Origin of the sequence: Collinsella sp. CLA-AP-H1, assembly GCF_040092945.1 — a bacterium.
In the GTDB taxonomy this organism is placed as follows: Bacteria; Actinomycetota; Coriobacteriia; order Coriobacteriales; family Coriobacteriaceae; genus Collinsella.
Genome location: NZ_JBBNKO010000026.1, coordinates 1 through 9,100, shown reverse-complemented (window position 1 = coordinate 9,100; position 9,100 = coordinate 1). Strand labels below are relative to the sequence as shown.

The 9,100-nt window shown below is 59.2% G+C and carries 8 protein-coding genes; all 8 read left to right on the top strand.

Features of this window, described 5'->3' with window-relative positions; translation table 11 throughout:
• Positions 1-410 precede the first annotated feature (410 nt).
• A complete protein-coding gene (locus AAAV44_RS09690) occupies positions 411-1,493 on the top strand; it encodes a DMT family transporter (protein ID WP_349115454.1) in 1,083 nt (360 codons plus the stop codon).
• Between the two features lie 183 nt (positions 1,494-1,676).
• The gene (locus AAAV44_RS09685; RefSeq protein WP_349115453.1) at positions 1,677-2,600 is read left to right on the top strand and encodes a PTS mannose/fructose/sorbose transporter subunit IIAB; all 924 of its coding nucleotides are present in this window, start codon (positions 1,677-1,679) and stop codon (positions 2,598-2,600) included.
• 36 nt (positions 2,601-2,636) lie between these two features.
• Positions 2,637-3,431 carry a PTS sugar transporter subunit IIC gene (locus AAAV44_RS09680; RefSeq protein ID WP_349115452.1) on the top strand — a complete coding sequence of 265 codons (795 nt, stop codon included), beginning with the start codon at positions 2,637-2,639 and terminating at the stop codon, positions 3,429-3,431.
• A 13-nt stretch (positions 3,432-3,444) separates the two neighbouring features.
• Positions 3,445-4,278, top strand: a complete 834-nt coding sequence (locus tag AAAV44_RS09675; RefSeq protein WP_152067312.1) for a PTS system mannose/fructose/sorbose family transporter subunit IID — start codon at positions 3,445-3,447, stop codon at positions 4,276-4,278.
• Positions 4,279-4,476: 198 nt separating this feature from the next.
• Positions 4,477-5,460, top strand: coding sequence for an SIS domain-containing protein (locus AAAV44_RS09670; protein WP_230318751.1), 984 nt, complete (start codon positions 4,477-4,479; stop codon positions 5,458-5,460).
• An 86-nt stretch (positions 5,461-5,546) separates the two neighbouring features.
• A complete protein-coding gene (locus AAAV44_RS09665; protein ID WP_343006533.1) occupies positions 5,547-6,176 on the top strand; it encodes an HAD family phosphatase in 630 nt (209 codons plus the stop codon).
• A gap of 355 nt (positions 6,177-6,531) precedes the next feature.
• Complete coding sequence (locus AAAV44_RS09660) at positions 6,532-7,539, top strand: YitT family protein (protein ID WP_040359122.1); 1,008 nt, start codon at positions 6,532-6,534, stop codon at positions 7,537-7,539.
• Positions 7,540-7,757: 218 nt separating this feature from the next.
• Positions 7,758-8,477 carry a GntR family transcriptional regulator gene (locus AAAV44_RS09655; protein WP_349115451.1) on the top strand — a complete coding sequence of 240 codons (720 nt, stop codon included), beginning with the start codon at positions 7,758-7,760 and terminating at the stop codon, positions 8,475-8,477.
• The last annotated feature ends 623 nt before the right edge of the window (positions 8,478-9,100 follow it).

The window sequence follows — 9,100 nt, the reverse complement described above, 5'->3', positions numbered from 1 at the left end:
GTGTACGTCCATTCCGAAGGCGGTAGAATATCTAGGCACGGGAGCCTCCCAACCTCGTTGCGGCGCGGCTGCGCCTCTGGCACTTCAACAACATTGTCGCAGCCCCGACCCGCGGTCACGAGCGGGGCTCCTGTCGTTTCCGTGCCTTCGGATTGGGTCATAGTGTCTGACTTATGCTCAACCAGCGGCGCCTTAGACGTTGGAAACGTTCCTTTTGTGCCGGCAGTTGGGGACAGTCCTAGTCATTGGGGGGCGTTCTTGAAGACCAGTCATTTAAGTGCGTCCCCAATGACTGCCCAATGAGTATGTGGGGAGCGGATTTTCCGCTCGCCGATTTGTGTCTTGAAAAATATATATAACGACTATAACGTAGTGTGAAACATATTGGAAACAATACCGAGGAGGCCGCGTTGAAGAAAAGCAATCTGGGCTATGTGCTGGTGCTGATCGCCGCGCTTATGTGGGGCAGCATCGGAATCTTTGTAAACGGCATCTCGGCCATGGGTGTTTCGTCTCAGAGCATGGCGGCCTTTCGCCTGTTGGTCGGAGCGCTTATCTTGGCGCCGGTCCTGATGTTTATGGGCTGCCGTCCGGGTGAGGGGTCTACCGTGGCTCAGGGTCCCCTGACGCTATTCAAGGCAAGCCCCAAAGAGCTCGTCCCCTGCGCGCTGGTCGGTATCGTCGGTTTAGCCGCCGCCAACACCTGCTATTACGAGTGCATGCGCGAGGTGGGTATGTCTACGGCCTCGGTGCTGCTCTACACCTCGCCGGTGTTTGGCGTCATGCTCGGCCGCGTGCTTTATCGCGAGGACGTGACCCCCAACAAGCTCGTTGCCATTGTCTTTAACATCGTTGGCTGCGTGCTTGCGGTGACCAATGGCGACCTTTCCGGTTTTCATTTTTCGGTTTGGGGCGTCACGTCGGGCGTGATTGCAGGCCTTTGTGGTGCGTCGCTCGCGGTGTTTAGCCGGATAGCAACCAAGACGGTCCACCCGCTGGCTGTCACGTTTTGGGGCTTTGTTTTTGGCGGTGCGGTTATGGCGGCTATCGCGGCTCCGTGGCCGGATGTCGCCGCGGCAATGTCGCCACAGCTGCTGCTGCTGTTCCTTGGCTTTGGACTCATCCCCACAGCCGTGGCTTACATCTTATATATGCAGGGTCTGTCCATGGGGCTCGAGACATCGAAAGTTCCCGTCGTAATGTCTTTCGAGACGGTCGTCACCGTACTGGTGGGCATTGGTGTCTATGCCGAGCCCGCCGGCGTGATCAAAGTCCTGGGCATCGTGCTGGTGCTCGCGTCCATCCTGATTATGAACACCGACTTCTCCAAGCTGCGCAACAGTGTGTTTGTCGGTCATGTTGTTGAGAGCATGACCTTTAAGCCCAACGCGTGGTGGACCGAAAAATCTCAGGACATGGATCTGTTTAAGGAGCGCACGGGCATCGCACTGGAGCCCACTGTGCAGGAAAGCCCCTGGTACTTCGTGCGATAGAGGATTGCGCGCAGGGTCTGACCTGGGGTTATCCAGCCCGCGTCGGACTACCCGGCCCCAACGTTTCAAGTACGTTAAACCCGTCAACGGTCGATTTTCACCCGCGAACGGTCTTTATACTAATTAGCAATATAAGCAACGTATAAGACGTTATAATGACCATAACGAAAAGGAGGAGGCAAGATGAATCAGATCATTCTCGCATCTCATGGCGGCCTGGCCGCAGGCGCCAAAGACACGCTCGAGATGGTTCTCGGCGACGTGTCGAACGTCCACGTCGTGTCGCTTGCTCGTGACGACAAGGAGCCCATCACCGACAAGGTGGACGCCATGATCGCCACGTTTAACGCGGACGACACCGTCTATGTGCTGACCGATATGCTCGGCAGCTCGGTCAACAACAACATGGTCGAGCTTTCCAAGAACGGCACGAAGTTCACGGTTGTCAGCGGTTTCAACATCCCGCTGGCGCTCACGCTCGCTATGAGCCCCGTCCCCGTCAAGGGTGCCGAGCTCGCAGCCCTCATCAACGAGGCCCGCGCCGGTCTGACCAACCCCAACGCACCGGTCGAGGCTGCCGCGGCTCCCGCCAAGAAGGCCAAGGCGTCCCGTCACAGCTCCGGTCCCGCCAAGATCGTCCTCGCACGTCTTGACTACCGTCTGCTGCACGGCCAGGTCGTCTTTACCTGGACCACCAAGGTTCAGGCCGAGCGCATCATCGTCGTCGACAACGCCGCCGCCAACGATGACATCAAGAAGGGCGCTCTTAAGCTGGCCAAGCCCCAGGGCGTGCGCCTGAACGTCTTCACCGTCGAGCGTGCCCTCGCCAAGATGGACAAGCTCAACACCCTCGGCGAGCGCGTCATGTTCGTCTTTGGCAACACTGCCGAGATGCTGCAGTTCTGCCAGGGCTACAAGCTCGACGCCATCAACCTGGGCGCCACCGCCAACCACGACGGTGCCGATCAGGTCGGCGGCAAGGACAGCTCCGTCTTCCTCGACGCCACCCAGAAGGCCGACGTCAATCAGCTGCTCGACATGGGCATCAAGCTCTATGTTCAGCAGACCCCTACGTATCAGAGCGTCGACATCGACGCCAAGCTGTAATCAACCAGGCTTTTGCCTGACTGAAAGGAGAAGGGTATGAATACGTTCATCAGTGCGGTGCTCGTCGGCCTCGTCGGCGTGTTCTGCATGTGGGACTCCCGCCTGCTCGGTCGTCTTAACTTCGAGCAGCCCCTCGTTGGCGCTACGCTCGTCGGTCTGCTGCTGGGCGATGTGCCCACCGGCCTTGCCGTCGGTGCCGCCGCCGAGCTCGTGTCCATGGGCTTGGTGCAGGTCGGCGCCGCCGTTCCGCCCGATATGGTCCTGGGCGGCATCGTGGCCGCTGCCTTTGCGTGCCTGACCGATGCTTCCGCCGAGACCGCCATGACGATCGCCATCCCGGTCGCCGTCCTGGGTCAGCTCCTCGGCATCGTGTTCCGTTCCATCATCGCCGCCCTCACCCATGTGGCAGATAGCGCGATCGATAACGGAAAGTTCAAGACCGCCTACCGTATGCACATCTGCGCCGGCTCCGGTCTGTACGCCGTCATGTACTTCCTGCCGATCTTCCTCGCCGTCTTTGTTGGCACCGACCTGGTTCAGGCCATCGTCAACATGGTTCCCGAGTGGCTGTCCACTGGTCTTAACGTTTCGACCAAGATCATGACCGCCTACGGCTTGGCCCTGCTGCTCACCATGATGATCAAGAAGGGTATGACTCCGTTCCTGTTCATCGGTTTCCTGCTCGCCGCTTACCTCAACCTGTCCGTCATCGCGGTCGCTCTGATCGGTGTGTGCCTGGCTGTCGTCTTCATGGGCTTCAAGTTCAACGGTTCCCATGCAGCCGCCGGTGTCGATTCCGACTACGATCCGCTCGAAGACGACGAAGACTAAGGAGGAACACACTATGGCAACCGCAACCAAGGACGTGTCCCTGAACAAGAAGGTCAGCCAGTTCTTCTGGCGCTCCTGGGCTATCCAGGCCTCTTGGAACTACGAGCGTCAGATGAACATGGGCTTCCTCTACGGCATGGTTCCCACGCTCGATCGCCTCTATCCGGATGAGTCCGACCCCAAGCAGCTCGCTGCTAAGAAAGAGGCTTACCACCGTCACATGGCGTTCTACAACTGCACCCCGCAGACGAGCGCTTTCATCCTGGGCCTCGCCGCCTCCATGGAGGAGGAGTACGCCAAGGATCCCGAGAACTTCGATCCCGATTCGATCAACGCGGTCAAGACCTCCCTCATGGGTCCGCTTTCCGGCATCGGTGACTCCTTCTTCCAGGGCACCATCCGCGTTATCGCCTTTGGTCTGGGCGTTCAGCTGGCTCAGCAGGGCTCCATCATGGGCCCGATCCTGGCCATGCTCATCTCCATTGTCCCCTCCGTGCTGATCACTTGGTTCGCAGCCAAGATGGGCTATCAGGGCGGCCACGAGTACCTGAGCAAGCTTCAGGGCGGCGACCTCATGGAGAAGCTCATGTATGTCTGCGGCATCGTGGGTCTTATGTCCGTGGGCGGCATGATCGCCACGCTGATCGGCGCCACCACCCCGCTGCAGTTCGCTGACGGCACCGTCGTGATCCAGGACATCCTGGACGGCATGATGCCCCAGATGATCTCCCTTGGCCTCACCGGCCTTATGTACTGGCTCATCAAGAAGAACGTCAACACCGGTTGGCTTCTCGTGATCGCCATCGTGGGCGGCATCGCCCTCTCCGCGGCCGGCATCCTGGCCTAGTCGCGACCAAGCGTCCAACCGCTTTCCCCCGGGGGCCTGCCTGGCATCCCATACCCCAGGCAGGCTTCCATCCCTAAATGTGTCAAAGGGACAGTCCCTTTGACACATCCTCAACGGGCCGGTGACTCGGTCCAAATCACGGTAACCCTGCGTGCGCCCGGCAAAGTGGCGCCGCAAAAATCGAAAGGAATGTGTCAGATGTACGAGATCGACCTTAACCTCCCTAAGCAGATCGTCGCTGACGTCCTGTCCAACCACGAGATCCACAGCGTCGCCTTCGTCGGCTGCGGCGCTTCCATGTCCGACCTTTACCCCGCCAAGTACTTCCTGGCCAACAACACGGACAAGCTGAACGTTCAGATCTTCACTGCTAACGAGTTCAACTACGACACGCCTTCCTGGGTCAACGAGCACACCTTCGTGATCACCTGCTCCCTCGGTGGCTCCACGCCCGAGACCGTCGAGGCCAACAAGACCGCCAAGAAGCACAACTGCCCGGTCGTCTCCCTCACCAACAAGGCTGGCTCCGCTCTGACCGTCGACGCCGACCACGTCATCGTCCACGGCTTCCACGCCAACTACGCTGCCAAGTGCGAGAAGCCCGGCTACGCCATCGCTCTTGCTCTCGAGATCCTTCAGCAGACCGAGGGTTATGACCACTACGAGGACATGATCACCGGCCTCACCAACATCTTCGATCTCTGCGAGAACGCCGCTCAGCACTGCAAGAAGCTCGCCAAGAAGTTCGCCGAGGACTTCAAGGACGACAAGATGATCTACTTCATGGCTTCCGGTGCCTCCGAGAAGATGGCTTATTCTCACGCCGCCTTCCTGTTCACCGAGATGCAGTGGATCGACGCCGCCGCCTACAACACCGGCGAGTACTTCCACGGCCCGTTCGAGGTTTCCACCGAGGGTAAGCCCTACGTCTTCTTCATGTCCGATGGCGCCACCCGTCCGATGGACGCCCGCGCCCTCACCTTCCTTGAGCGCATGGGCGCCAAGGTCGCTCTGATCGACTCCAAGGACTACGGCCTGGCTGACGCCGTGCCCGCGAGCGTCGTCACCTACTTCAACCCGCTGCTGCACCTCGCCGTTATGCGCGAGTACGGCAACCAGATCGCCGAGGCCCGTCAGCACCCGCTGACCATGCGTCGCTACATGTGGAAGCTTTCCTACTAATCACAAGTAAGTAGACCTTACGGGTTGATTGAGAGGGGATGGGGTTTGCGCCCCGTCCCCTTTTTTGCTATCGAAAGGAGATACGTATGATCAAGGCAGTGCTGTTTGATATGGATGGCGTGCTGGTTGATACCGAGTGGTTCTACAACCGCCGCCGCGTGGCGTTTATGGAAGAGAAGGGGTTCCACTTTGACGAGATTCCCGATCTTTCGGGGTCTAACGAGCCGGCCATTTGGGAGGCGCTGGTGCCCGACGATGTTGAGCTGCGCGAGCGCCTACGCGTGGAGTACAAGCAGGTCTACAGCCCGGACCACCCCGTTCCGTATGCCGAGCTGCTCAACGAGCAGACGGAGCCGGTGATGCGTGAGCTGCATGAGCGTGGCGTGAAGTGTGCCATCGCGAGCTCGTCCTATCGCGAGTTGATCGACGAGCTGGTGGAGATTGCCGGTATCGCCGACGTGCTGGACTACACCATCAGCGGTCACGAGTGCAGTGCGTTTAAGCCCGACCCCGAGATCTACCTGCGTGCCATGGAGGCGCTGGGGGTGGAGCCTGCCGAGTGCCTGGTTATCGAGGATTCGCCTTTGGGCATCGAGGCCGGCAAGCGCTCCGGCGCCCGCGTCCTGGCACTGCGTCCGCACGAGGGCGTCAACCTCGATCAATCGCGAGCCGATGCCGTTATCGATAATCTGACCGACATTTTGGCCGCTTTGTAGCGTCAATCCGCCGCGAGAAGCACTGATTCACGCGTCTTTTGCTGCGGATTGGCTTAATTTGTCATCTATTTGGATCCGTTTGGCTTCGATTCGGACTAAGTGAGTAGACTTTTTGGTGCAGGACGAGCACAAAGCGCATCTGCTCTAGTAAAACCGCAGGTCACAGGGGTGGCGGTTTTGGGTGTGCTCTGCAGGTCGCGTAAAGTCTACTCACTTGTAATTTGGGCCTTTGGTCGTGGGGGTTGTTGGTCCCGCTTTGGTTGTCGAGGGAGGGTGAATTGAAGCGCCCCCGCACGCGCCATGCTACAATCGCCGGCATGCCCCACAACTAGATCTGCCTTCGAAAGGAGCCTACGTGGCGAACGCCATCGATCAGCTCACGGACCGCGTGCTCGTGCTCGGCCGCCTCACCATCGTACGCCGCGCCATTACCGCTGTGGCGGTCACAATTTCCGCCGTTCTCCAGACATTCCTGATCCAGGCGTTCATTCAGCCCGCCGACTTGCTTCCGAGCGGCCTCACCGGCGTTGCGGTCCTGCTCGATCGCGTTACCTCGCTGGGCGGCGTTCACATCGACATTTCGCTCGGTATGCTCGCGCTCAACATCCCCGTGGCGCTCCTATGCTGGAGCGGCATTAGCAAGCGCTTCGTCATCTTCTCGATGATGCAGGTCGTGCTCTCGTCGCTGTTCCTCAACGTCTTTCATTTCGCTCCATTTTTGGGCGACAAGATCATGCTCATCATTTTTGGCGGCGTGGTCTCGGGTCTGGGCGCTGCCATCGCACTTAAATCCGGCGCATCCACCGGCGGCACCGACTTTATCGCGCTGTGGGTTTCCAACCACACGGGCAAGACCATCTGGGGCGTCATCTTTGGTTTCAACTGCTTTATCCTGGCGATCTTTGGCTTTATGTTTGGCTGGGACAAGGCGGCGTATTCCATCGTGTTCCAGTTTATTTCGACCAAGACCATCGACAGTTTCTATCGTCGCTACGATCGCGTGACGCTGCAGATCACGACGCGTAAGGCAGACGAGGTCATGACTGCCTACGTAAACCATTTTCAGCACGGCATTAGCTGTGCCGAGGTCGTCGGCGGATATAGCCGCGAAAAGATGTACCTGCTGAACACCGTTGTCTCGACCTACGAGAGTCAGGACATTATCAAGCTGGTGTGCGACGTTGATCCCGGCGCCGTGATCAACGTGTTCCACACGCTCAACTTTGTGGGCGGCTGGTGGGGTGGTCATGTCGACGAGCCCATGCCCACGGCCGTTCCCGATCCCGACAAGCCCGCACGCATGGCCAGCAGGCAGGCGCGCCTCAGCGAACAGGACAGCCTGCAGCAGGACGACGGCAAGTAGGGTATTGGCATTTTGCCGGTCCTGCGCAACCCATCCGAACGAGCCCCCGAAAGCCCCGTTGCTTTCGAGAGGCTCTCGTTTGCCCAGATAAAACCTACCAAAATGAAGCTGTCGCTTTTTGGTGGGGAGGGTGTATCGTTTTATCATTATGAGGTAATATGAAACTAGACGTTATATACGTATTAGTTATTTCGATATTTCGATAAGAGTGATTAGATATGCCTGCGCCCAAAAATGCACCGCTTTACCAGCAGATTTACGACGAAATCAAGGATGCGATCGAGAAAGGTGTTTATGCACCCAAGGAGCGTATTCCGTCCGAGCTTGAGCTAGCCGAGCAGTACGACGTGAGCCGCATTACGGTGCGCCGCGCCGTCGAGGAGCTGTGCTCCGATGGCTACCTGGTTAAGCAGCAGGGCCGTGGCACCTTTGTCTCCACGCCGCACATCAACCGCCAGTTCCACGCTTCGACGCTGCAGACGTTTACCGCGCTGTGTGCCGATAATGGCATGAAGGCGGGCGCACATGTGGTCGATCGCCAGATTGTGCCGGCACGTCAAAACGAGATGGAGTTCTTTGGCCTGCAGAGGGACGCGCTGCTGCTGCATATTAAGCGCGTGCGTACAGCCGACGGCGAGCCCATCTTTGAGGAGAACATCTTTGTGCCGTTTGACGCCTACCGTGAGCTGTTGACGGCCGATCTTGAGGACAAGTCGATTTTTGCCGAGGTCGAGCGTGTTGGCGGAACGCCGATTGTCTCGGTTGGCTACCGCACGGTCGAGGCCGTTCGTGCCAATACCGAGCAGGCGGCCGAGCTGGGCATTGCTCCGCACGATCCGCTGCTCAACCTGCGTGCCGGCTTCACGGGCCCCAATGGCGAGCCGGTCCTGATGGGTAAGCAGTACTACGTGGGATCACGCTACGTTATGGTCATGTAGCTCTAGTTGCGCGGTTTTCCAAACCGCGCAACGGCTCGACGCTGCAAGCCCGCCAGAGCGGCAATCTGCCTTTCAACTTCGGCGGCATGACCAGAAGGTCAATGCCGCCTCGTTTCAAGGCACCTTGCTCGCTCTGGCGGGCTTTCGCTGTCCGCGCCAAAACATCGGCGTTGCCGGGCCGGCACTTGGGGACGTTCCTTTTAATATGAGCAGGACATTGTCAAGAGGCAAAATCGGGCCCGGCCCCAACGATATGGGGTCAGGCCCTCTCCCTATATCAGCCCGTCCGCGGCGACCTCGGCGTGTCTTCCCGACGCTCGTCTTTGCAGTTTAATATCCGCCCGCGGCGATCTCTCGCTGGGCAATCCGTTGCTACGGCTGAGGCTTCTTCGTCGAACCGACAGTCTGTGCACGCGTGTGGCGCCCTGGGCGCTCGCAGAAAAGGGACCTGAGGTTCGCCTCAACGGCTTCGGATCGAACCGCTTCCGGGGTGATCGGCTTATGTGCGGGGGACCGGCCCCCCTACGCCTCCTCGGCCATGAGGCCGACCGCCCATACCCAGCAGGCGAGCTCGCGCGCCGTGGCCACGTTCGCCTTGTTGCCGTGGACCCCGCGCGCGAGCA

Excerpts from the sequence above, each read along its gene's own strand:
- AAAV44_RS09685 (WP_349115453.1), top strand. The coding sequence starts at position 1,677 with ATGAATCAGATCATTCTCGCATCTCATGGCGGCCTGGCCGCAGGCGCC.
- AAAV44_RS09680 (WP_349115452.1), top strand. The coding sequence starts at position 2,637 with ATGAATACGTTCATCAGTGCGGTGCTCGTCGGCCTCGTCGGCGTGTTC.
- AAAV44_RS09675 (WP_152067312.1), top strand. The coding sequence starts at position 3,445 with ATGGCAACCGCAACCAAGGACGTGTCCCTGAACAAGAAGGTCAGCCAG.
- AAAV44_RS09670 (WP_230318751.1), top strand. The coding sequence starts at position 4,477 with ATGTACGAGATCGACCTTAACCTCCCTAAGCAGATCGTCGCTGACGTC.
- AAAV44_RS09665 (WP_343006533.1), top strand. The coding sequence starts at position 5,547 with ATGATCAAGGCAGTGCTGTTTGATATGGATGGCGTGCTGGTTGATACC.
- AAAV44_RS09655 (WP_349115451.1), top strand. The coding sequence starts at position 7,758 with ATGCCTGCGCCCAAAAATGCACCGCTTTACCAGCAGATTTACGACGAA.